Raw genomic sequence first — 21,806 nt, forward strand, 5'->3', positions numbered from 1 at the left:
CCCGGCAGAAGCCCTCGACGAACTACTGTCGAACCCGTCCAAACCACCCGCTATTGCATCGATCGCTTGAAACCGCCTGCGAAATATCGAGCAAAAGCTCAGATTCGGCGTGGGAGCGGGGGCGGGGCGACAACTAGCCGGCTGAAGCCAGCAGCGCTTCCAACTTCTCGTTGACTGCCGGAAGTTCGGAGGTGAGCATCGAGATGATCCGGTCGCGTGCCCGCTCGCTGACGTTCGCGGTCACATGATGCAACGCGTTGAGCCGCGCCGCGTCGACCCACGCCATCATGTCCGGGTCAGCGAACCACTGCAGTTGGTTTTCGTTGAAGATCAACATCATCCGCAGCCAGTCGACCGGCACGTGCGGGTAGGGGACCGGCCGGCAGAGCCGATTGCGGGCATCGTCGTCGGGGTACGCGGTCTCGACGTGCGCGATGACGGCCGCACTGAACGCCGGCTGGCACGTGCGCACGGTCTGGAGCGCGATGTGGTCGCCGTCGAAGATCGTCGTCACCGGCTCCTTACCCAAACCGTCTGCGCTGCAGTCGATATACAGCACCGAGCCGTCCACCTCGCGGACACCGTCATCGAGCACGATCCGGTCGGGCTCGATCGCCCGGACGTGGCCCATCCGCACGACGTCGGTGACGCGGCGCAGCTCGGACAGCTCAGCCTGCGACAGGATCGCGCACCGGTACATCGTCGGCTCGACGGAGCGGTCGATGCGTTGCAGGCAGCCCTTGTCCTCTAGCCGCTCGAACAAATCCGGCAGCGACTCCGCCTCCCGCACCGCGGCCAGCTGGTTGGCGAAATCCCCGATCGTGTGCTTCGCGAACTGCCGACCCGGCTGGATGGCCGCCCGGTCCAGCACCCACGACTCGCGAGGCTTGATCCACGTCAGCCGCTCCGGCGCGATCCCGTGCCGCAACAGCCAAAGGCACGAGTCCATCGCCGTCTTCCCCGCTCCCACAACGACATAGCGGTCACGCGGGTCCGGCAGCCGCGGCAGGCTGTTGGGCGGCACGACATGGACACCGTCTGCGATGTCATAGGACGGGCGCCGCATCGACGGCACGACGACCTCGACCCGCGTGGTCACCACCCGCCGCGCCCTCACCTCGATGTCCTCGCCACCGAATGTGCGCACCCTCCCGTCGCCGAGATACTCGCTCATCGGAAGATACGTCACCCGACCGGTCGGCAGCAGGTGCTGGGTCATCACCGCGTCGAAGTACGCGCACACCTCGGCGCCGCTGGCCAACTCGTAATAGCCTGCGTTGAGCCCGAATTGGTCGACGGTGTCGCTGCCCAGCCCGCGCGAGTTCACCCCGTAGTAGGCCGACGGCTGGTGCAGCCGCACGAACGGGTACGCCGTCGTCCAGTGCCCGCCCGGCTGATCGTTGCGGTCGACCACCACGACCGTCGCATCGGACTCGTGGACCAACGTGTCGGTGAACGCGAGGCCCATCGCGCCCGCCCCCACGACCAAGTAGTCGGCCTCCAACGTCCTGGCCATCTATCGCACGCTAGCGAAAAACGTCGCGACGTCGTCGACGTACAGCTCGGGTTGCTCGAACGCCGCGAAGTGGCCACCGCGCGGCATTGTCGTCCAATGGGTGATGTTGTATCCGTTCTCGCACCAGTCGCGCGGGGCCTGCAGGATCTCCTTGGGGAAGGACGCGACGCCGGTCGGGAGTTCTACTCGGTCGAAGCCGCCGAAAGCGTTGAAGCTCTCCCAGTAGAGCCTGGCCGACGACGCCCCTGACGCGGTGAGCCAGTACAGCATCACGTTGTCGAGGAGTTCGTCTTTGGTCAGCACGTTCTCCGGATGGCCGTCGCAGTCCATCCACGACCAAAACTTCTCCACGATCCACGCGAGCTGCCCGACCGGGGAGTCGACGAGCCCGTAGCCCAACGTCTGCGGTCGGGTGGACTGCTGTTTGGAATAGCCCGAATCCCACTTTTGGTAGTACGCGCCACGCTCCAGCGCGCGCTTCTCCTCCGCGGTCGGGTTCTCGAGCTTGCCGGGTGGAAACCCGAGCGGCATGTTCAGGTGGATAGCAGCGCACCGGCCACCGTTGCGGCCGATCTGCGTCGTGACCGCCGCGCCCCAGTCGCCGCCCTGCGCGCCGAACCGGTCATAGCCCAGCTCGCCCATCAGCGTGTCCCAGGCCGAGGCGATCTTCTCGATGCCCCAGCCCGTTGCGGTGGGCTTTCCGGAGAAGCCGTAACCCGGCAGCGACGGGCAGACCACGTCGAAGCCGCGCTCGGTGAGCGGTTCGATCACCTTGTGGAACTCCACGATCGACCCCGGCCAGCCGTGGGTGATCAGCAACGGAAACGCATCGGCCTGCGACGAGCGCTGATGGATGAAATGGATATCGAGCCCGTCAATCTCGGTGGTGTAGTGGTCGAACCGGTTCAACGCCGCCTCGCGTGCCCGCCAGTCGTATTGCTCGGCCCAGTACGAGGCCAGCTCGCGGGTGTAGGCCAGCGGGATGCCCTGGCTCCAGTCGTCGACGCATTCGGCCTCGGGCCACCGGGTCTGGTGCAACCTTGACTGCAGGTCGGCGAGGTCGTCGTCGGGGATCGCGATGCGGAACGGGCGGATGGCTGCCATGTCCGGATCCTGTCACGGGATGAATTCCTGCGACCGCAGGAGTCGGTATCTTCGTGACGACGATCGGAACGGCGGGGCGACGGGCGTGCGCTGTGCTCGCGGCGGGATCGGCCCTGTTACACGCGGCCATGCTCGGCCACGCGGAACGTCCGTTCACCGCCGCGGTCTTGGCCGCGATGGTCGCCGCATGCCTGTACTGCGCGCGCGACCTGTGGCGCGACGGGCGCCAGCGCACGTGGTTAGCCGTCGCGCTGATGAACCTGGCGATGATCGCGCTGCATCTGCCTGGGCCCGGCCATCACCACGGCGCAGTGAGCACGAACGCCCCGTCGACGGTGATGGCCCTGGCCACAGTGGTCGCCATGGTCGAGGCCGGCATCGCCGCGGCAGTGCTGTACGTGCACAGCCGGGCCACGGCGGTGGAGTTCAGCGGTAGACCAGACCGCTGAGCCTGCGCGCCAGGCCGTCGCGGCGGTGGGACCGACGGTGCAGCGCTATCTCGACAACCCGTAATAATCGGCGGTGATGTGGACCCCGACGCTCATTTCGATTGCCGCCGCCACGCTGCTGGCCTGTGTCGTCTTCGGAGGCGGCCTCTACGAGACCGTCGTCGTCGACCCCGCCTGGCCCAAGCGGCCCGGCATCATTCAGGCGCACAACGGCGGTCTCTCGCGCCGCCGGTTCTGGATCCCGGCGCACACCGCATTCGAGGTGCTGCTCGTCGTCGCGCTCGTCGCCGCCTGGTCCTACGCCGACGTGCGTACCGCGTTGCTGGTGGCGCTGGCCAGCCATGCGGTGATGCGGGTGTGGTCGCTGGTCGACTTCATACCGAAGGCGGTGGCGTTCGAGAGGGGCGATCCTGCGGAGGTCGACGAGGCCGCGGCGGTGCGCTGGACCCGGCGAAGTTGGCTGCGGTTGCCGCTTGACCTCGTCACCTGCATCGCGATGCTCACCGCGCTGGCGCTCGCATAGACCGGTTGATCAACGGGCATAGCTAGGCCATGAGTGAGGACGCCGGCCGCGCGCCGCAGGAGAATCCGCAGGCCTCCGAGATGATCGACCGGCTGCAACAACAGATGGGACGGAACCAATCATGATCTCGACCGAGGATGTACGCACACTGCTGCGGTCCGAAGAGAGGAATGCCATCCTGGTCGTCGTCGAAGGCCGGGTGGAGGTGATCGGTGCGGGCCGGCTCGCCTCGGCCGACTACCGCGGCGCCCTTGAGGTGGCGTCCCGCGACGACCTGGTGCAGCGCATCGGTGAGGCGCCGTCCGACCGCGAAATCGAAGAGCAGGCAGCACAACTCGACACCGCGGTTTCCGAGCTGGGCGGCTGATTGGCGAAGCTGGGTCAGGCCTCGATCTCTCCGACGATCTTGCGTTCGATGCTCGCCCGCGTCGTCGCGGGCAACACGATGAGTCCGTCGAGTTCTTTCTGCGCCCGGGCGTAGGCCGCTTTCCGCTCGTCGGAGGTCGCCGCGTCGTCGGATGCGAGCCGAAGCAAATGCTGAGCCCGTTCGATGCGAGCCTGGTCTTCGGTCGAGAAGTCGCTGCGGCGCCTGCGAATCGCGTCAGCCTCGGCGATGTCGAACGCCGCCACATACTCGTGCACCGCGTCGCGGTAGTCGATCTGTGTGGCACGGTCGGCGATGATGTCGTCGACCGATTCCGGGCGCAGCAGATCCGCGCGACTCCTGGCCTTGTGAAACGCGATCGTCAACGGCGCGCTCATATCGGTCATCAGCGGAAAGTCCAGCAGCTTCGCCACGTCGATCTCGTACTCGATCCAGCGGGCGTCGGTGTCGGCGTGACGCTGGATCACCTTGGCCATCTCGCGCCGGTTCGCCGCTTCATGGCTACGTGCCCGGCCCGAGGCCTCGGCGAGCGCCACCTTGGTCTCCTGCTTGATCCGATAACGCTCGAGTCGGCGTTGCGCACGACGTTCGTTGGCGGCCGCGACCGCGCGCACACCGCCCGCGATCACGCCCCCGAAGGGAAAGATCAGCCACCAGAAGTTTCCGGCGAAATGGAGCAGGGCTTCCATCCAACCCAGCATGCCATCGGATGGTGGCCGTGCGGTGTCACAGGCCGATGCTCCGGTAGCGCTGAAGCCGCGCCCGCAGCCGTTCCTCGCCGGGAACCGAGCGCAGCGAGTGCAGTTCGTTGGCGACGACGGCCGACAGCCGCTGCGTGAACTGCACGGGTTCGTCGGCGGCATCGGGGTTTTCGGGGACGATCACGTCGACGATGCCGTTGCGCAGCAGGTCTGCCGACCGAATACCTTGGGCCGCAGCCAGTTCCGGGGCATGGTCGAGATCCCGGAACACGATCGCACTGGCTCCCTCCGGCGGGAGCGGCGCCAGCCAGCCGTGCAGCGCCGCCAACACCCGGTCGGCCGGCACCATCGCCAGCGCCGGTCCGCCGCTGCCCTGACCCAACAGCACCGACACCGTCGGCGTATCCAGGGTGACCAGTTCGGCCAGGCAGCGCGCGATCTCGCCGGCCAGCCCGCCTTGCTCGGCCTCGACGGTCAATGCGGGCCCGGCCGTGTCGATCACGAGCACCAGCGGCAGTTGCAGACCCTCGGCCAGCGCCATGCCCCGACGCGCCTCACGCAACGCCGCGGGCCCGACCATCCCGCCGACCACACGTTGTTGCCCGAGCACCACCGCCGGCTGCCCGCCGAACCGCGCCAGCGCCAGCAGCGTCGTCGCCGCCTCGCCCTGTCCGGTGCCCGACAACAGCACCCGCTCGGTCGTCCCGTGCCGCAGCAGATATCCCACACCGGGCCGGTCCGGGCGCCGCGAGGCCTCCACCGACTCCCACGCCGGCACGTCGGGCAACGGCCCGAGTTCGGGTGCGGACGGCGGCGAGCCCGGCGGATCGGTGACCACCGTCAGCGTCCGGTTCAGCGTGGTGCGCAGCGCCTCGAGCGGAACCACGCCGTCGATGACGCCGTGGCGGTGCAGGTTCTCGGCGGTCTGAATGCCCTCGGGAAACGGCTCACCGTAGAGGTGTTCGTACACCCGTGGCCCGAGGAAGCCGACCAGCGCGCCGGGCTCGGCGCCGGTCACATGACCCAGCGATCCCCACGACGCGAACACCCCGCCGGTCGTGGGATGTCGCAGGTACACCAGATACGGAAGATGCGCGCGTTTGTGCAGTTCGACGGCCGCGGCGATCTTGACCATCTGCAGGAACGCGACCGTGCCCTCCTGCATGCGGGTGCCACCCGAACTGGGCGAGGCCAGCAGCGGCAGCCGTTGCACCGTCGCCCGCTGCACCGCGGCGGTGATCCGCTCGGCCGCGGCCACCCCGATCGAGCCGGCCAGGAAGTCGAACTCGCACAGCACCACGGCGACGCGACGGCCGAAGACCGTCCCCTCGCCGGTTACCACCGACTCGTCCAAGCCCGTCTTGGCGGCCGCGGCGGTCAGCGCCCGCCGATAGTCGCCGTCGGCCCCGACATCCGGCGGTGGGCCGTCCCAACTGCGAAACGACCCGGGGTCCAGCACGGCATCGCGCACCTCGAGGGCACCGATCCGGCTCACAGCAACAGGCTAGAGCGCTTTATATAGGCTCGCTCCCATGATTGGTGTGACCCGCGACGGCCACGTGATGACCCTGGAGATGCAGCGCGCCGAGCGCCGTAACGCGCTCAACGCCGAACTCGTCGACGGGCTGCGCGAAGCGATCGAGAAGGCCGGCGCTGAGGACGTCCGCGCGATCGTGCTGACCGGCCAGGGTCACGTCTTCAGCTCCGGCGCGGATCTGTCCGGCGGCCAGGGGGTCGCCGACGAACTGCCCGACAAGGCGCGGGCGCTCAACCTGGCCATCGACGCGGCGCCAGTGCCGGTCATCGGCGCCATCAACGGACCCGCGATCGGCGCCGGGGTCATCCTGTCCATGATCTGCGACCTGCGCGTCGTCGCTCCCGAGGCGTACTTCCAGTTCCCTGTCGCGAAATACGGGATAGCGCTGGACAACTGGAGCATCCGGCGGTTGACGACGCTGGTCGGGGCGGGCAGGGCGCGCGGCATGCTGATGGCCGCCGAACGGCTCACCGCCGACGTCGCACTGCAGACCGGGATGGCCAACCGCATCGGCACGCTGCAAGACGCGCAGGCTTGGGCGCAGGAGATCGCGGGATTCGCGCCGCTGGCCCTGCAGCACGCCAAGCGGGTGCTCAACGACGACGGCGCCTACGAGGACCCGTGGCCGGCGCACAAGGATCTGTTCGATCGGGCGTGGGCGAGCCAGGACATCATCGAGGCGCAGGTGGCCCGCATCGAGAAGCGACCCCCGAGGTTCAAGGGGGCTTGATGATCCGGTCGGCGCTGCGCCTCGGCTTCGGCACGGCCTCACTGCTGGCCGGCGGTTGGCTTGTGCGCGCATTGCAGGGTGCACCCGCGGCACTGGGCGCTTCACCCACGGAGATCGAACGCGTCGCGCGACGCTCCCCGAACTACCGCGACGGGGTGTTCGTCAACCTCGAGCCGGCGTCGATGATGAGCATCGACGCCGAACAGCAGCGACTGCTGGTGCGCGAATTGGTCGGCTCGCGCGGCGTCACCCGACCGGACGGCTCGATTCCGGTCGTCACACCATCACCCACCGAGCCCGACTCGACGCAGGTGTCGGCGTGCTGGTTCGGCCACTCGTCGGCGCTCATCGAACTCGACGGCTACCGCGTGCTGGCCGACCCGGTGTGGAGCCGCCGGTGCTCACCGTCCCAAACGGTCGGCCCGGAGCGGATGCACGAGGTGCCCGCTCCGCTCGAGGCGCTGGCCGCCGTCGACGCGATCATCGTCAGCCACGACCACTACGACCACCTCGACATGGACACGATCGTCGGCCTCGTCCACACGCAGCGGGCGCCGTTCGTCGTCCCGCTCGGCATCGGCGCGCACCTGCGCAAATGGGGGATACCGGAGAGCCGGATCGTCGAACTCGACTGGAACGAGAGCCACACGATCGGCGAACTCACCCTGGTGTGCACGCCGGCGCGGCACTTCTCCGGTCGCGCGTTCACCCGTAACACCACGCTGTGGGCGTCGTGGGTGATCATGGGCCCGCAGCACCGGGTGTTCTTCGGCGGTGACACCGGATACACCAAGAGCTTCGCCCAGATCGGCATGGACCACGGGCCGTTCGACCTGACGCTGCTGCCCGTCGGCGCCTACCACCCGGCGTGGCCGGACATCCACATGAACCCCGAAGAGGCGGTCAAGGCGCACCTCGACGTCGCCGAAGCCGACCGCGGGCTGCTGGTACCGATCCACTGGGCCACCTTCCGGCTCGCGCCACACCCGTGGGCGGAACCGGTCGAGCGGCTGCTGCGGGCCGCCGACGCGGAGAAGGTGCAGCTAGCGGTGCCCAAGCCGGGGCAACGGGTACGGCTGGACGCGACTCCGTCGCTCGACCCGTGGTGGCGGTTCTAACCCCGCCTCCCAGCGCAGATTTTTGCCGACGCACTCGCGGTTCGAGCACCCCAACAGTGCGCTCGTCGGGTTACCGTTCAGCTCATGAAAGCACTGGCCAGGGTGGCTGTCGTCGGGTTGCTGCTCGTTGCGGGCTGCGGCGCCGACCGCCCCGAACCCGCCCCGCCGTCCCCGCCGGGCGCGCAGGCCGCGCAGGCCGACGTCCCGCCGCCACTGGTGCCCGCGATGCCCCTGCCGGAGAACGCGGTCGACAACGCGGTGGCCGAACTCGACGGCATGGCCGAGGACCTGATGCGCAAGTCGGGGATCCCCGGTATGGCGGTCGCCGTCGTCAAGGGCGGAAAAACCGTGTACGCCAAGGGGTTCGGCGTCAAGGACGCGACCAAACCCGAGGAGGAGGAGAACCGCGTCGACCCCGACACGGTGTTCCAACTCGCCTCGGTGTCCAAGTCCCTGGCGGCGACCGTGGTCGCCCACCAGGTCGGTGTCGGCGCCGTCAGCTGGGACACCCCGATCGTGTCCGAGCTGCCCTGGTTCGCGCTGTCCAACCCGGTGGTCACCTCGATGGTCACCGTCGGGGACATGATGTCGCACCGTTCCGGACTGCCCGACCACGCGGGCGACATGCTCGAAGACCTCGGGTACGACCGCAGGCAGGTGCTAGAGCGCTTGCGCCAGCTTCCGCTGGACCCGTTTCGGATCTCGTACGCCTACACGAACTTCGGGTACACGGCTGGCGCCGAGGCGGTCGCGGTCGGCGCGGGCAAACCGTGGGAGGTGTTGGCCGACGAGGTGCTGTTCCGTCCACTGGGTATGGGGCAGACCAGCTACCGGTTCACCGACTATCGCGCGCGAGCCAACCGCGCGGCCGGCCATATCCACATGGACGGGCGCTACGAACCGGCGTTCGTTCGTGACGCCGACCCGGAAGCACCGGCGGGCGGGGCGAGTTCGTCGGTCAACGACATGACCCGATGGCTGGCCATGGTGCTCGCCAACGGAAACCATGACGGCAAACAGGTCATCGCCCCGAAGGCCCTGCTGCCCGCCCTCACACCGCAGATCGTGTCGAGCCCGGCGAGCGAGCCCGCGGCCCGGTCGGGCTTCTACGGGTTCGGCTTCAACGTCAGCTCGACCTCGGCGGCGCGCATGGAGCTGAGCCACTCGGGCGCCTTCGAACTGGGCACCGGAACGACCTTCCTGATCCTGCCGTCGGCCGACGTCGCGATCGTCGCACTCACCAACGCCACCCCTTCGGGTGTGCCGGAGGCACTGACCGCGCAGTTCGCCGACCTCGTGCAGTTCGGCGAGGTGCGCGAGGACTGGTACGGCCTCTACAGTGCGGCGTTCGCCGACATGGAGAAGCCGGTCGGGTCCCTGGTCGGCAAGCAGCCGCCGGCCAATCCTGTACCTCCTGCGCCGCTCGCGTCGTACGTCGGCACCTACCGCAACGATTACTGGGGGACTGCCCGGATCACCGAACGCGACGGCGAGCTGCGGTTGGCGCTGGGCTCGAAGCTCGACGTGCCGCTCAAGCACTGGGACGGTAACACCTTCACGTTCTCCTTCATCACCGAAAACGCGCCGCCGGGAACGGTTTCCACCGCGGTGTTCGATGGGGTCGACCGTGACAAGCTCACGCTGGAGTATTTCGACACGTTCAAGAAGGGCACGTTCGTCAAGTGACCGCCGCACCCGAGCTACAGGCCACCGGGCTGACCGAAGCCGAGGTCGCGCAACGCATCGCCGAAGGCAAGACCAACGACGTCCCGACCCGGGCGGCGCGCAGCGTGTCCGACATCGTGCGGGCCAACGTGTTCACCCGCATCAACGCGATCCTCGGGGTGCTGCTGATCATCGTGCTGTCCACCGGCTCGATCATCAACGGCGCCTTCGGGTTACTCATCATCGCCAACAGCGGCATCGGCATCATCCAGGAGCTGCGGGCCAAGCGGACGCTGGACAAGCTCGCGATCGTCGGACAGACGAAACCGTTGGTGCGCAGGCAGACCGGCGCCGGATCGGCTGCCCAACAGCTCAGCCCCAGCGACATCGTCCTCGACGACATCATCGAACTCGGGCCCGGCGACCAGATCGTGGTCGACGGCGAGGTGCTCGAGGAGACCAACCTCGAGGTCGACGAATCCCTGCTCACCGGGGAAGCCGACCCGATCGCGAAAGACGCGGGCGACCGGGTGATGTCGGGCAGCTTCGTCGTCGCAGGCACCGGCGCCTACCGCGCCACCAAGGTCGGCAGGGAGGCGTACGCGGCCAAGCTCGCAGAGGAGGCCAGCAAGTTCACGCTGGTGAACTCCGAACTGCGCAGCGGCATCAACAAGATCCTGCAGTTCATCACGTACCTGTTGATTCCCGCCGGGCTGCTGACCATCTACACCCAGCTGTTCACCACCGAGTCCGGTTGGAAGCGGTCGGTGCTGGCGATGGTCGGCGCGCTGGTACCGATGGTCCCCGAGGGCCTGGTCCTGATGACGTCGATCGCATTTGCCGTCGGCGTGATTCGGCTGGGCCGCAGGCAGTGTCTGGTCAACGAATTGCCCGCGATCGAAGGCCTGGCGCGCGTCGACGTCGTCTGCGCCGACAAGACCGGCACGTTGACCGAGAACGGTATGCGCGTCTCGGGTCTCGAGCAGCTCGACGAGGCTGGGCCCACGCGCGAGCTGGGGAACGTCGGAAACATCCTCGCGCAGCTCGCCGCCGACGACGCCCGCCCGAACGCGAGCATGCAGGCCATCGCCGAGGCGTACAAGATGCCGCCCGGCTGGACAGCGACGGCCACCGCGCCGTTCAAGTCGGCCACCAAATGGAGCGGAGCGTCCTACGGGCAGCACGGAAACTGGGTGATCGGCGCCCCCGACGTGCTGTGCGCACCGGGCTCGCCGATCGCCGAACAGGCCGAACGGATCGGCTCCTCCGGCCTGCGGGTGCTGTTGCTCGGGGCCAGCGACCTGCCCGTCGACCACCCCGACGCCCCCGGCTGCGTGACCCCGGCCGCGCTGGTGGTGCTCGAGCAGCGCGTGCGGCCCGACGCGCACGACACCCTCGATTACTTTGCCTCCCAGAAGGTCTCGATCAAGGTCATCTCCGGGGACAACGCGGTCTCCGTCGGCGCGGTCGCGGGATCGCTGGGCCTGCACGGCGAATGCATGGACGCCAGGAACCTGCCGGAGGCCACCGACGAGCTGGCCGACGCGCTCGAGTCGCACACCACCTTCGGTCGGGTCCGCCCCGACCAGAAGCGCGCGATGGTGCACGCCCTGCAATCCCGTGGGCACACGGTCGCGATGACCGGCGACGGAGTCAACGACGTCCTCGCGCTCAAGGACGCCGACATCGGCGTCGCGATGGGGTCGGGAAGCTCGGCGTCGCGCGCGGTGGCTCAGATCGTGTTGTTGGACAACAAGTTCGCGACGCTGCCCTATGTCGTCGGCGAGGGTCGCCGGGTGATCGGCAACATCGAACGGGTCTCGAACCTATTCCTGACCAAGACCGTGTACTCGGTGCTGTTGGCGACGTTCGTCGGCCTGGCCGGTCTGGCGTCGAAGTTCTTCGGCACCGACCCGTTGCTGTTCCCGTTCCAACCGATCCACGTCACGATCGCGGCGTGGTTCACAATCGGCATCCCCGCGTTCATCCTGTCGCTGGCCCCCAACAAGGAGCGCGCCCATCCGGGGTTCGTACGGCGGGTGATGACGGCAGCCCTGCCGTCGGGTCTGGTCATCGGTGTGGCGACGTTCATCTCCTATCTGGCCGCATACCAGGGTCGCGAGGCCACGGCCGTCGAGCAGACGCAGGCGTCGACCGCGGCGCTGATCACCCTGCTGGTCGGGGCCATCTGGGTGCTGGCGGTAGTGGCGCGGCCGTACGAGTGGTGGCGGGTCGCGTTGGTGGTCGTCTCGGGCCTGGCCTATGTACTGATCTTCTCGATACCGCTGGCGCAGGAGCTGTTCATGCTCGACATCTCCAACGTCAAGACGACGTCGATCGCGTTGGCCGTCGGCGTGCTCGCCGCCGCTGCCATCGAGGTGATCTGGTGGGTGCAGGGGGCGGTGCTGGGAGAGCGGCGACGGCTGTGGCGGTCCGAGTAGCCTTGGACGCATGGCATTTCTCGACAAGGTGAAGAATCTGCTGGCCCGCAACGCCGACAAGGTGGACACCGCGATCGACAAGGCCGGTGACATCGTCGACCGCAAGACGCAGGGCAAATACGCTCAGCACGTCGACAAGGTCCAGGACGCGGCGCGCAACTACGTCAACAAGGACAACCCTTCGGCGCAGGGCGCACCGCAGCAGCCGCCCCAGGCCCCGCCGCAGCAGCAGCCCCCCGCGGCTCCGCCCCAGCAGAGCTGACACATGGCCAAACTCTCCGTATCCGTCGACGTACCCCTGCCGCCGGAGCAGGCCTGGTCGTGCGCATCCGACCTCGCCCGCTACAAGGAGTGGCTGAGCATCCACCGGGTGTGGCGCTCCAAGTTGCCCGAAACGCTGGAGAAGGGCACGACGCTGGACTCGATCGTCGAGGTCAAGGGCATGCCGAACCGGATCAAGTGGACCATCGTGCACTACCGTCCGCCGGAGTCGATGACGCTCAACGGCGACGGCAAGGGCGGCGTCAAGGTCAAGCTGATCGGCAAGGTGCGCTCGGCCGAGAAGGACCCCGCCGGATCGACGGTCACGTTCGACGTGCACCTCGGCGGTCCCGCGCTGTTCGGTCCCATCGGCATGGTGGTCGCCGGAGCGCTCAAGGGCGACATCCAGGAGTCACTGAACCGGTTCAAGTCGGTGTTCGCGCCGGCCCAGTAGGCGGGTGTTGACGCGTCAGAGTGAGCCGCCGGCGAGGGCGTACTCGCCGAACGGCCGGGCCGGTGCCTCCCGGCCGAGCCGACGCTTCTCGAGGCTGCTGTCGAGGAACAGGGTGGCCCTGGCGCCGACGAGGTGAAGAACCGCGAGAACTCCGGCGGTCAGGGCGACGGTCGAGTGCCCGATGAGGAACGCGACGAGGCAGGCCGTCGAGGCGAACAACGCTGCCGCATGCAGAAACAGCGCCAGCGTGGCCAGCCCGTCGGAGGCCGGCGACCCGCCGGCGGTCGGCATGTGGTTGGTCATCGTCGTCATCCTTTGGTGGAGCAGCCCGCCTGATACCCCTGCGGGCTCAGCACCAAACCAAGATCATCTGTGACACCAGACACATGCGTCACTGCGGCACTGATCGCACTCGGTCGCGCAGCTCCCGCTTGAGCACCTTGCCGTAGCTGTTCTTCGGCAGTTCGTCGATGAACTCGTAGCGTTTCGGGCGCTTGAACCGGGCGATGCGGTCGAGCAGATGCGCATCCAACTCGTCGGCCGACGCCGACCCGACGATGAACGCCACCACCACCTCGCCCCACTCCTCGTCCGGCGCACCGACCACGCCGGCCTCGACGACACCCGGATGTTCGAGCAGCACTTCTTCGACCTCGCGGGGGTAGATGTTGCTGCCGCCGCTGATCACGACGTCCTTGGACCGGTCGCGCAACGTGAGCAGGCCGCGGTCGTCGAACGAACCCATGTCGCCGGTGTGCAGCCAGCCGTTCTGCAGCGTCGCGGCGGTCGCCTGCGGGTTCTGCCAGTAGCCCGACATGACGACGTCGCCACGGCACACGATCTCGCCGATCTCGCCGACATCCGCGGATGTTCCGTCGGCCCGCAGCACCGCGACGTCCACTCCGGACCGGGCGTAGCCGACTGATCCGAGAACCGCATCGTCGGCGCCGACGTGATCGGCTCGGCGCAGCCCGGTGATGGTCATCGGCGCCTCCCCCTGGCCGTACAGCTGCACGAAGACCGGGCCGAACGCGGCCATCGCCTTCTTCAAGCTCTCGACGTACATCGGGCCGCCGCCGTAGACGATGGTCCGCAGGTTGTCCGGGCAGGATCGGCCGGTTTGCACCAGACGCTGGACCATGGTGGGGGCGAGGAAAGCGCTGCAACCGGGATGGTGCTCGCACAGGTCGAGGAACTCGTTCGGCTCGAACGCCCCCGACTCGGGGATCACCTGGCGCGCCGCGCGCAGCACATACGGCGGAATGTAGAGCCCCGAGCCGTGTGACATCGGCGCACCGTGCACCAGGGTGCAGTTCTCGTCAGGGGAGTCGAAGTCGGCCAGGTGCGACACCGTCATCGCCATCAGGTTGCGGTGCGACAGCATCGCGCCCTTGGACTTGCCGGTCGTTCCGCTGGTGTAGAACAGCCAGGCCAGCGTCTCGGGATCAGTGGTCGGCCGTTCCGAAGGCGCTGCGCTGAACCAGGTTTCGTAGCCGTCGGTGCCAACGACCGTGATCGGAACGTCCGTTTCCGGTGTGAGCGCTGACGCGATCTTCGGTGAGGCGAAGACCTGTGCGGCGCCGGAGTCCTCGAGGATCTGCACCATCTCCCGCGGGTGCAGCTTGTAGTTGATCGGCACGTACACACATTCGGCCGCCCACACCCCGAACATCAACTCGATGATCTCCGGACAATTCTCGCCGGCGACGGCGATCCGCTTGCCGGGCGGTCCGAGTGAGGCGGCCAACCGCAGGGACCTCTCCCGCAGCTGCGCCCACGTTTGCTGTTGGCGCTCACCGTGATACACCGCACCTCGGTCGCCGAAGCGGCTGGCGGCCTGATCGAGCAGAGCGAACAGGTTCACTGCCGGGCCACCCACTCGGAGCTCAGCGCGAAGTCCGACAGATACTTGGTCGAACTCCAGCCGCCGTCGACGACGATCGTCTGACCGTTGATGAAGCTCGCACCCTCCGAACACAGGAACGCCACCGTGCTGGCGATGTCGTTCACCTCGCCTAGGCGCGGGTACGGGGTCATCTCGGTGTTGATCTTGCGGAACCGCTCGTCTTCGAGGCGCGTCGCCACCATCGGCGTCAGCGTGACCCCGGGAGCCACTGCGTTACATCGGATTCCCTGCGGACCGTACTGGCACGCGATGTGCTGGGTCAGCGAGGTCAAGCCGCCCTTGGCCGCTGAGTACGCACCACCGCGGAGGCCGCCGACGACGGCGAACGTGGATGTCACGTTGACGATCCCGGAGCCGGACTCCATGTGTTCGATCACGTCGCGGGCCAACCGGAACGGTGCCCGGAGCATCAATCCCAGGAAGTAGTCCAGGGATTCGTCGTCGGTTTCGTGCAACGGCTTGGGGCTTCCGACACCGGCATTGTTGACCAGGAAGTCGATCCGGCCCCAACGGTCCAGCGCGGTCTGCACGATCGTCTGCGGCGCCTCGTCGGCGGTGAGGTCGACGGCGACCGTCGCGACGCGGTCGGTGTCACCGATCGACTTCTCCAGCCCGGCGAGCCGGGTGTCGTCGCGGCCGGTGCCGAGCACCGCCATGCCCGCCTCGGCGAGTTTGGTCGCGCAACCGAAGCCGATGCCGCTGCTCGCCCCGGTCACGATCGCTACCTGAACCATTCTTGCTCCTCGCGTCCGCGGTCATGTCAGCGCCGCTCGTATCCGATGTTTCAACACTTTTCCGGCGTCGTTCTTGGGCAACGCCTCCCACACCACCACCTGCTCGGGCGCTTTGAAGCGGGCCACGCCGTGCTCCTCCAGCAGCACGCGCATACCCGCCACGTCGGGGGCCGGGTGATCGGTCGCGACGACGACGGCGCACGCCCGCTCGCCGGTCCGCTCGTCGGGTATGCCGACGACGGCGATCTCCGCGACGCCCGGATGGCCGATGAGAATGTCCTCGATCTCCTTGGGTGAGATGTTCTCTCCGTTGCGGATGATGATGTCCTTGGCGCGGCCGGTGACGACGAGGAAGCCGTCGTCGACCCACCGACCGAGGTCGCCGGTTCGAAAGTAGCCGTCGCCGTCGAATGCGTCGGTCTCGTCTTCGGGATGCAGGTAGCCCACGAGCATCTGCGGCCCGCGAGCGCGGATCTCGCCGTCTATCAATTCGATGTCGGCGATCCCCGGCCTGCCGTCGGTGTCGGCGGCGTGCTCGGTGTCGTCGAGTGAGCCGACCGTGGTCACCGGGACCTCGGTCGAACCGTACACGCGGGACACCGCGGCCTTGGCGAAATAGGCGGTGGCGCTGCGGATCAGCGACGGCGGGACCGACGCGCCACCGCAGATGAACACCTTCAGCTCGGGCAGTCGTGTTCCGGCCCGCTCGGCGGCGGCGAGCAACCCGTCGAGGAACGGCGTGGCCCCCGCCATGTGCGTGACCCGCTCGTCGAGCATCAACGTCACCGCCGCATCCGGATCCCAGCGCTGCATCAGCACCGCGGTGCTGCCCAGCAGCAGGGGACACTCGAACGCATAGATCGACCCGCCGATGTGCGCGATCGGGGACGGCACGAGGAACGTGTCGCCGGCCACCACGCGCCAGTGCTCGCCGATCTGACGGATCAACGCGTGAATCGAATTGTGGGTGTGCAGGACGCCTTTCGGCCGGCCGGTGGTCCCCGAGGTGTAGAGGATCATGCGCACCGTGTCGGCGTTCAGCACCGGCAGGACACCCGTGCCCGCGCCGCTGACGAGCGATTCGAACGGCGTGTGGTCGCCGGCGTCTCCCCGCACGACGACGACTTCGGGTGGGGCGGACATCGCGCCGGTGACCCGGTCCAGCATCGCCACGTAATCGTGTTTGTTGAACGCCGACGGCACGAAGACCGCACGGACGTCGGCGTCGTGCAGGATGAACGTCAACTCGTGATCGCGCAGCGACGGCAGGATCGGGTTGACCACCATGCCCGCCAGCGTCGCGCCGTGGTAGATGACCGCGGCCTCGTGCCAGTTCGGCAGCATGAACGACACCACACTGCCCGCGGGCATGCGCGACATCAACGCGTGCGCCAGGGCCACGGCGCGGTCATACAGCTCGCGACAGGTGAGCCGGATATCGCCGTCCACCAACACTATTCGGTCGGGATTCGAAGTCGCCGCGTCGCGCAGCGCGTCGGCCAGCGTGTCGTGCACCCACAGGCCACGCCGGTAGGCATCGGCGCTGCGCTTCTCGTCGACACGCACCGCCCGGCCTAACCCTTGATCCGACGCATCGTCATCGAGTGCCGGTAGCGCGACGACGGATGGGTGTTGATGGTCACCTGCGCGATCTCGCCGTCGGACGTGGTGTAGGCGCGGCGCATCTCCAGAGCCGCGCTGCCCGCATCGACCTTGAGCGCCATGGCGAGGTCCGGCGACACGGTGATGGCCGCCATCTCCTGATGCACCTCGACGATACTGACCCCGAACAGGTCCTCGATCAGCGGGAAGATCGGTCCCGAATGACGTTGCAACAGGCGTCCGACCGCCGCGAACGCGCGGTTGATGTAGTACTCGGTGGTGCAGACGGGTGTGTCGCTGCCCTCGTTCTGCCGGCAGCCGCGGACAGCCAGCCACTGCGTGCCTGCCTCCAGCCCGGTGCGGTCGGCCAGCTCATCGTCGACGGTGACCATCGCATTCGACTCGATCGTGAGCTGGGCGCCGGCCGCGAACGCCAGCAGGTCGTCGATCGAAACAACATCTTGCGCATATGAATTGGACGCGGGACGAGGGACCACGAGGGTGCCTGCCCGTGGCCGCGACGCGATCAGGTTGTCCTCCCGCAGCCGGCGCAGCGCCTCACGGACGGTGTAGCGGCTGACCGCGAAGCGTTCGCACAGTTGTTGTTCGGTCGGCAGCTGTGAGCCGACGGGGTAGATCCCGTCGACGATCTCCTTACGCAGAGTGCGCGCCACCTGCAGGTAGCGATGGTCGGTGGGGCTGACGGTCATGTCCGCCGCAGCGCCAGTACGCTGCCCTCGCCGTCGGCCGACACGTACAAGGTGCCGTCACGGCCGACGGTGATACCGGCGAACGGCCCCTGTGGTCCGGAGAACGGCGGCATCCCTTTGAGCGGCTTGGGCTCCACACCTCGCGGCGGCCCCACCGGCAGATCCGAAGCGATCGTGGTGCGCGCGTTGGTGTTCAGGTTCACCGCGATCACCTCCTTGGCGCCCGCGTCGACGATGTAGAGCACCCCGTCGACGACCGCGATGCCTTGCGGGCGCGACAGATCGTCGACCACGGTTTCGGTCGTATCGCCGACCGCGATCACCCGTCCCGCCCCGGACTCCGCGACCAGCGGCCGACCGTCGTCGTCGAATGCGACGCCAACCGGATCCCGCAGATCCGACGCCAGCACCTCGGCGCTGCCCGACGCCAACGCATGCACCCGCCCCGTGCCGAGCTCGGTGAACACGATCCGCTCACCCGGCCCGACGGCGACACCGTAGAGCTGGTCGAAACCGTCTGCCAGATAATGGGTTTCGCCGTCGGCGGGACGGTACCGAGCGATCTGGCCACCCGAGGTGGCCACCACGAACGCATTACCCCCCACCGGTGCCAGCCCGCGGAGGAAGCCAGGGTAGCCGGGGGAGAACAGCATCCCGACGGTCTGCAGCGACCCGCCATCACCGACGGTGTAGAAGTAGGTGCCGTCAGCGACGTAGAGGAGGCCGTCCTCGCCCACCGCCAGATCCAGCGGCCAGTTCAGCCCGCCGCCGAGCAGCGTGCGGGTCTCGCCCACGCCGACGATCTCGGTGATCTCACCGGTGAAGTTCGAGACGAACAGGCGATCGCCGACGAAGGTCAGGTTGTCCAATCCCGGGCTGAGCTGCGCCAGAAGGGTTTTCTCGCCGCTTCGCGGATCGATGCGCAGCACCTGGCCGCTGGCCACCTGCGTCGAGACGAGATTGCCCTGCGGGTCGAACTTCACCGCGTCGGGCACACCGAGGTCGCCGGCCACTCGTTGCGGCTCACCGCCAGTGGGGTCGATTCGCCAGATCTCATTGGCCGTCATCAACGGGTAGTACAGGAAACCGTCGGGGCCGACCTCCATGGCGTTCGGTGAAGGTAGGCCCTCCAACAGAATCCGCTCGGCGCCCGTGCCGCGGTCGAGTTCCATCAGCCGTCCGCCGTCGCGACACTCGTTGATGAACAAGCGATCCTGATGCACGGTGATGCCGTTGGCGGACGGCAGGTCGTCGCGCAGCACGCGCGTGCGGCCCGCGGCGTGACGCACGCTGACCCGTCCGTCCATCACCTCGGTCGCGAACAAGTTGCCGTCGCTGTCGAAGGCGACGTCGTCGGGGGCGATGATGTCGCCGCCCTTGGCGCTGACCGTCTCGAGGTTCCCCGTGCCCAGATCCAGCGCGCTGATCTGGCTGCCCGTCACCTGGGCGACGTAAACGCGGCCGTCCGGGCCGGTGCGCAGACCGTTGGCACCGAACAGCCGGCTGGGGGCGGTGATCCGCTCGACGCGCCACCCGGCCGCGGCTGTCGGATCTCCGCCCGGATAGCGAGACTGCTGCAGGGACCCCGTCGCCGATTGTGTCATGACCTGGCACGTTAGCAAGGCTGCTTAGTCCAGACAATAGGCCGCGAAAGAAGTTGTTTCGCCCTTGACGGGCCGATTCGCGCTGGGGAATAGTGTTCTGCAACATGGAGAGCAACACTCGTTGTCCGGACAAATAGCATGGATGACCTTTTGAGGCTGGACGGCCGAATCGTCGTGGTGTCGGGTGCGGGCGGCGGCGGGATCGGCACCACCGTGACCCGGATGGCGGCCGAGGCCGGTGCCACGGTGGTGGCCGTCAGCCGGTCGAAAGAGAACCTCGACCAACATGTCGGCCCGCTCATCGATCAGGGCCTGGCGGTCGTCGCAGTGTCGGCCGACGCCTCCACCGACGACGGCATCGCCACCGTGATGGAACAGGTCCGGCGAACCGAGGGTGATCTGTACGGATTGGTGAACATCGCGGGCGGCGCCGCGCCGTCGACGTGGATGCCGTCGACCCGGGTGACGCGCGCGGACTGGCGGGAGTTGTTCACCGCGAACCTCGAGACGGCGTTCTTCATGAGCCAGGCGGTATGCGGAGAACTCCGCGCCCGCGGCCTGAAGGGCTCGGTCGTCTCCGTGTCGTCGATCAGCGGGATGAACACCGCACCGTTCCACATCGCCTACGGCACGGCCAAGGCGGCGGTGGTCGCGATGACGCGCACCATGGCCGCCGAGTTGGCCCACGACAACATCCGCGTCAACGCCGTGGCGCCCGGGGTGACCGAGACTGCCGCGTCGCGCACTTACGTCGACGTCGACCCCGACCGGGACCGGCGGGCGATCGCGATGGGCAGGCGGGGCCGGCCCGAAGAGCAGGCGGGGGCGATCCTGTTTCTGCTGTCGGACCTGTCGAGCTATATCACCGGACAGACGCTTCTCGTCGACGGTGGACTCAACCTGAAGTGGACGCACCTCGGTGCCGACAACACGTCGCTGTTCCTCAAAGACGAAACCTTCCGCGCAGAAATCAGTCGGTTCTAAGGAGTTTGAAATGACCGATACGCAGCCCAGGATTGAAGCGCCAGAAGAGCTCTGCGAACCGATGACCATCCCGGTGGAGGCGTACGTCTCGGAAGAGTATGCGCGCGCCGAGCGGGATAAGTTGTGGCGCAAGGTATGGCAGCAGGTCGGCCGCGTCGAGGAGCTTCCCGAGGTCGGCAGTTACCTGACCTACGACGTCCTCGATGACTCGATCATCGTGGTGCGCACCGGGGCAGACGAGTTTCGGGCGCACCACAACGTGTGCATGCACCGCGGCCGCCGCCTCGTCGACACCCCCGACGGGGACAAGAACGCCGTCGGCCGTGCCCGCAAGTCGTTCGTCTGCGGATTCCACGGCTGGACATACGGACTCGACGGTGCCTGCACCCACATCCGCGAACAGGACGACTGGAACGGCACGCTCACCCCGCAGAACACCCACCTCGTCCCCGTCCAGGTCGACACGTGGGGCGGCTGGCTGTTCATCAACATGGATCCCGACTGCGAACCGCTTGCCGACTACCTGTTCCCGGCCGCCAAGATCCTCGATCCGTTCGGGCTGGAGAACATGCGCTACAAGTGGCGCAAATGGCTGTACTTCGACTGCAACTGGAAGGTCGCGCTCGAGGCCTTCAACGAGACCTACCACGTGTTCACCACGCATCCGGAGTTCAACAAGTTCGGCGAGTTCAAGGGTTGGGCCAAGGTGCAGGGCAGGCACAGCAACATCGGATACGACGCGCCAAAAGACATGGAGGCCACCAAGTCCAAGATCCGGTTGGGCACCGGCGACGACCCCCGCGTCTCCACCGCCGAGATGCAGATGTACACGTGGGAGCAGACCAACGCGACCACCACCGAGACGCTGGTGAACGCGGCCAAGAGGCTGGTCGACGAACTGCCCGAGGGCACACCTCCGGACAAGGTTCTCGAACACTGGTTGGCATCGGCCAGGCGTGACGACGAGGCCCGCGGCGTCGTGTGGCCGACCATTCCGCCCGACATTCTCGGGCAGGCGGGCACGGCTTGGCAGATCTTCCCCAACTTCCAGGTAGGCCAGGGCCTGACGACCGCGCTGTGCTACGGCGCCCGGCCCCACCCGAGCTACGATCCGAACAAGTGCATATTCGAAGTGGCTACGTTGGAGCTGTTCCCGAAGGGTCAAGAGCCGCAGACGCATTGGGAGTACACGCCCAAGGACAGCCCGAACTGGCTTTCGGTGCTTCCCCAGGACTTCTCGAACATGGCCGCGGTGCAGCAGGGCATGAAGTCGCTGGGCTTCCCGGGGACCAAGCCCAACCCGTACCGCGAACGCAGCACCGTGAACCTTCACTATCAGTTGTCCAAGTATATGGGCACCGGCGAACCGAAAGAGCTCTGAG

Annotated in this window: 21 protein-coding genes; 11 read left to right on the top strand and 10 right to left on the bottom strand. The window is 67.5% G+C overall.

The window, feature by feature from the left end:
- Window positions 1–133: 133 nt before the first annotated feature.
- Together AU192_RS20725 and AU192_RS20730 are read right to left on the bottom strand one after the other, a co-directional pair.
- Complete coding sequence (locus tag AU192_RS20725; protein WP_064399407.1) at window positions 134–1,516, bottom strand: NAD(P)-binding protein; 1,383 nt, start codon at window positions 1,514–1,516, stop codon at window positions 134–136.
- Entirely contained in the window at window positions 1,517–2,620 is a 1,104-nt protein-coding gene (locus tag AU192_RS20730) for an epoxide hydrolase family protein (RefSeq protein ID WP_064399408.1), read from the bottom strand.
- Between the two features lie 53 nt (window positions 2,621–2,673).
- Here AU192_RS20730 and AU192_RS20735 point away from each other — a divergent pair, with 53 nt between their 5' ends.
- The 3 genes from AU192_RS20735 to AU192_RS20745 all read left to right on the top strand — a co-directional run bounded on the left by AU192_RS20735 (window position 2,674) and on the right by AU192_RS20745 (window position 3,959).
- The gene (locus AU192_RS20735; RefSeq protein ID WP_082695093.1) at window positions 2,674–3,069 is read left to right on the top strand and encodes a hypothetical protein; all 396 of its coding nucleotides are present in this window, start codon (window positions 2,674–2,676) and stop codon (window positions 3,067–3,069) included.
- A gap of 76 nt (window positions 3,070–3,145) precedes the next feature.
- A complete protein-coding gene (locus AU192_RS20740; protein WP_064399410.1) occupies window positions 3,146–3,592 on the top strand; it encodes a hypothetical protein in 447 nt (148 codons plus the stop codon).
- Window positions 3,593–3,713: 121 nt separating this feature from the next.
- Entirely contained in the window at window positions 3,714–3,959 is a 246-nt protein-coding gene (locus AU192_RS20745; RefSeq protein WP_064399411.1) for a hypothetical protein, read from the top strand.
- 14 nt (window positions 3,960–3,973) lie between these two features.
- On the opposite strand, the gene AU192_RS20750 is transcribed toward AU192_RS20745, so the two are convergent.
- Window positions 3,974–4,666 carry a hypothetical protein gene (locus tag AU192_RS20750; protein WP_064399595.1) on the bottom strand — a complete coding sequence of 231 codons (693 nt, stop codon included), beginning with the start codon at window positions 4,664–4,666 and terminating at the stop codon, window positions 3,974–3,976.
- Window positions 4,667–4,703: 37 nt separating this feature from the next.
- Entirely contained in the window at window positions 4,704–6,173 is a 1,470-nt protein-coding gene (locus AU192_RS20755; RefSeq protein ID WP_064399412.1) for an acetyl-coenzyme A carboxylase carboxyl transferase subunits beta/alpha, read from the bottom strand.
- Between the two features lie 37 nt (window positions 6,174–6,210).
- Here AU192_RS20755 and AU192_RS20760 point away from each other — a divergent pair, with 37 nt between their 5' ends.
- The 6 genes from AU192_RS20760 (at window position 6,211) to AU192_RS20785 (ending at window position 12,884) form a co-directional block, all read left to right on the top strand.
- Window positions 6,211–6,945 (top strand): enoyl-CoA hydratase, encoded by a 735-nt coding sequence (locus AU192_RS20760; protein WP_064399413.1) that lies wholly within the window; start codon window positions 6,211–6,213, stop codon window positions 6,943–6,945.
- Window positions 6,945–8,063, top strand: a complete 1,119-nt coding sequence (locus tag AU192_RS20765; protein ID WP_064399414.1) for an MBL fold metallo-hydrolase — start codon at window positions 6,945–6,947, stop codon at window positions 8,061–8,063. The genes AU192_RS20760 and AU192_RS20765 overlap by 1 nt, the downstream gene beginning before the upstream one ends.
- Before the next feature lie 84 nt (window positions 8,064–8,147).
- On the top strand, window positions 8,148–9,749 hold the full coding sequence (locus AU192_RS20770) for a serine hydrolase (RefSeq protein WP_064399415.1): 1,602 nt from the start codon (window positions 8,148–8,150) through the stop codon (window positions 9,747–9,749).
- Window positions 9,746–12,169, top strand: coding sequence for a cation-translocating P-type ATPase (locus AU192_RS20775; RefSeq protein WP_064399416.1), 2,424 nt, complete (start codon window positions 9,746–9,748; stop codon window positions 12,167–12,169). The genes AU192_RS20770 and AU192_RS20775 overlap by 4 nt, the downstream gene beginning before the upstream one ends.
- Before the next feature lie 10 nt (window positions 12,170–12,179).
- On the top strand, window positions 12,180–12,431 hold the full coding sequence (locus AU192_RS20780; RefSeq protein ID WP_064399417.1) for an antitoxin: 252 nt from the start codon (window positions 12,180–12,182) through the stop codon (window positions 12,429–12,431).
- Between the two features lie 3 nt (window positions 12,432–12,434).
- Window positions 12,435–12,884 (top strand): type II toxin-antitoxin system Rv0910 family toxin, encoded by a 450-nt coding sequence (locus tag AU192_RS20785; RefSeq protein WP_064399418.1) that lies wholly within the window; start codon window positions 12,435–12,437, stop codon window positions 12,882–12,884.
- A gap of 15 nt (window positions 12,885–12,899) precedes the next feature.
- Here AU192_RS20785 and AU192_RS20790 read toward each other — a convergent pair whose 3' ends face one another.
- From AU192_RS20790 to AU192_RS20815, 6 genes are all read right to left on the bottom strand, one after another.
- Window positions 12,900–13,187 (bottom strand): hypothetical protein, encoded by a 288-nt coding sequence (locus AU192_RS20790; RefSeq protein WP_064399419.1) that lies wholly within the window; start codon window positions 13,185–13,187, stop codon window positions 12,900–12,902.
- A gap of 88 nt (window positions 13,188–13,275) precedes the next feature.
- Window positions 13,276–14,748, bottom strand: a complete 1,473-nt coding sequence (locus AU192_RS20795) for an acyl-CoA synthetase (protein WP_064399596.1) — start codon at window positions 14,746–14,748, stop codon at window positions 13,276–13,278.
- On the bottom strand, window positions 14,745–15,524 hold the full coding sequence (locus tag AU192_RS20800) for an SDR family NAD(P)-dependent oxidoreductase (protein WP_064399420.1): 780 nt from the start codon (window positions 15,522–15,524) through the stop codon (window positions 14,745–14,747). Before AU192_RS20800 ends, AU192_RS20795 begins: the two co-directional genes overlap by 4 nt.
- Before the next feature lie 21 nt (window positions 15,525–15,545).
- Window positions 15,546–17,090 carry an AMP-binding protein gene (locus AU192_RS20805; RefSeq protein WP_064399421.1) on the bottom strand — a complete coding sequence of 515 codons (1,545 nt, stop codon included), beginning with the start codon at window positions 17,088–17,090 and terminating at the stop codon, window positions 15,546–15,548.
- An 8-nt stretch (window positions 17,091–17,098) separates the two neighbouring features.
- Entirely contained in the window at window positions 17,099–17,836 is a 738-nt protein-coding gene (locus AU192_RS20810; protein WP_064399422.1) for a GntR family transcriptional regulator, read from the bottom strand.
- The gene (locus AU192_RS20815) at window positions 17,833–19,440 is read right to left on the bottom strand and encodes an SMP-30/gluconolactonase/LRE family protein (protein WP_064399423.1); all 1,608 of its coding nucleotides are present in this window, start codon (window positions 19,438–19,440) and stop codon (window positions 17,833–17,835) included. Before AU192_RS20815 ends, AU192_RS20810 begins: the two co-directional genes overlap by 4 nt.
- 138 nt (window positions 19,441–19,578) lie before the next feature.
- On the opposite strand from AU192_RS20815, the gene AU192_RS20820 reads away from it, so the two are divergent.
- On the top strand, window positions 19,579–20,424 hold the full coding sequence (locus AU192_RS20820) for an SDR family NAD(P)-dependent oxidoreductase (protein WP_064399424.1): 846 nt from the start codon (window positions 19,579–19,581) through the stop codon (window positions 20,422–20,424).
- 10 nt (window positions 20,425–20,434) lie between these two features.
- Window positions 20,435–21,805, top strand: a complete 1,371-nt coding sequence (locus AU192_RS20825; protein WP_064399425.1) for an aromatic ring-hydroxylating oxygenase subunit alpha — start codon at window positions 20,435–20,437, stop codon at window positions 21,803–21,805.
- The last annotated feature ends 1 nt before the right edge of the window (window position 21,806 follow it).

This window comes from Mycobacterium lehmannii, from assembly GCF_001499925.1.
GTDB lineage: Bacteria > Actinomycetota > Actinomycetes > Mycobacteriales > Mycobacteriaceae > Mycobacterium > Mycobacterium lehmannii.